The organism is Microbispora amethystogenes (assembly GCF_016863015.1).
Taxonomy (GTDB): domain Bacteria; phylum Actinomycetota; class Actinomycetes; order Streptosporangiales; family Streptosporangiaceae; genus Microbispora; species Microbispora amethystogenes.
Window position 1 is genome coordinate 1 of record NZ_BOOB01000035.1, and the last position, 1,735, is coordinate 1,735.

Here is a 1,735-nt window from a genome sequence, read left to right on the forward strand (position 1 = left end):
AAAGGCGCGCGCCGCCGCGCTGTTGCCGGTGGACGAGGTTCCGGGAGGGGTGCCGCCTCCGTGTTCGGTTCGTTGTCAGACGCGGGTCCAGCGCTGGTTCGTGCCGCCGTGGCAGGACCAGATCTGCACCTTGCTGCCGTTGGCCGTGCCGTTGCCGGACACGTCCAGGCACTTGTTCGCACCGACGGCGGTGATGCTGCCGTCGGAGTTGAAGCGCCACTTCTGGTTGTTCTGGCCGTTGCAGTCCCAGATGATCACCGCGCTGCCGTCGGCGGTGCCGCCGCCGTTGACGTCCAGGCACTTGTTGCCGTACACCCGCAACTCGCCCGCGCTGGTGGAGGTCCACTTCTGGTTGTTCTGGCCGTTGCAGTCCCAGAGCTGTGCCTGCGCGCCGTTGGCCTGGGAAGCGCCGTTGACGTCCAGGCACCGGCCCGACGCCACACCCCTGAGCGCGCTCGTACTGCCGGAGGGCGGAGTGCCCGTCGGAGTCGAGGTCGGCGTGGAGGTGGGTGTCGAGGTCGGGGTCGAGGTGGGGCTGGCCGTCGGGCCGCCGCCGGGCGGGTCGAGCGGGCAGCTGGCCATGTACTTGGAGATGCCGTTCGCGTTGGTCAGCGACGGGCACAGGAACGGCGCGTAGCGGGTGTCCCTGTCGACGAACAGCTTCAGCCAGACCATCATGGTGCGCGCGAAGGCGCCCGAGTTGCCGCCGCCGCCACCCGCGGGGAAGCCGTGGCCCTCGTTCGCGATCTCGACGTACGCCCGCTCGACGCTGCCGGGAATCGTGTTGTACGCGTTCTGGGCGTACTGCGGGGTCACCGTTCCGTCGGTCTGGCCGGCGAAGATGATCGTGGGGCTCTTGATGCCCGACAGGCTGCCGTCGGGCACGTACGGCGCCTGCCCGACCGCGGTCAGCAGCGAGGGCCGCTGGCCGGCCGCGAGGATGGCCCCGCCGCCGCCCATCGAGTGCCCGCCCACCGCCAGCCGGTTGCGGTCGACCCGGTCCCGTACGGAACTGCTGTTGACGAGGTAGTCGAGCGCGGCGAGCAACTGGGCGGCCCGGGCGTCAGCGTAGTCGTTGAGGGTGTTGGTCTCGATCCCGATCACGACGAACCCGAACGAGGCGAGCCTCGGGCCCTGCCAGGCGTAGTAACTCCAGGCGGTGTTGAAGCCGGGAGCGATCGCGATGGCGCCGAAGGTGCCCTGGCTGGTGTCGGTCGGGTAGTAGATGACCCCGCCGCCGAATCCGTTGCCCCGGGGGACGGTCACCTGTGCGGTGGCGAAGGGACCGCGGTCCGCGGCGATGCTCGCCGCGGTGGGCGCGGGCCCGCGCTGGTAGGGGTTGTCGGCGGCGGACGCGGCGGACGGCCAGCCCGCCGCGCCGGCCGTCACCAGGAGGACGGCCACGACCCCTGCGAGGACGGCGGCTCCGAAGCGCCGCGGGTTGAGGTCGTGCCTGTGGAGGGTTCGGCGGGGAACCGTCTCCGGGGTTCGCTGTGAGGGCACTGCTGCTCCTGCGGGCTGGGGGGAGTCGCGTTCGAGGAGTGAGGCGGAGGGCGGCCGGGAACGGGAGGGGTTCGCGCCGATCGAGTCGAGGGCACCCGCCGTACCGTGCTCCGCCGGGGTGAGGGGTCGATCACCCCGGCGGAGCACGGCGGTCGGACGCGCCGGAAGGCGTCAGGCGGTGTCGCGGGGTGTCAGACCCGGGTCCACTTCTGGTTGTTGGCGCCGGTGCACG

The 1,735-nt window shown here is 71.6% G+C and carries 1 protein-coding gene; it reads right to left on the reverse strand.

All coding sequences use genetic code 11. The annotated features are described in order from the left end of the window. Positions 1-75: 75 nt before the first annotated feature. Complete coding sequence (locus tag Mam01_RS36840; RefSeq protein ID WP_239101519.1) at positions 76-1,503, reverse strand: RICIN domain-containing protein; 1,428 nt, start codon at positions 1,501-1,503, stop codon at positions 76-78. Between the last annotated feature and the right edge of the window lie 232 nt (positions 1,504-1,735).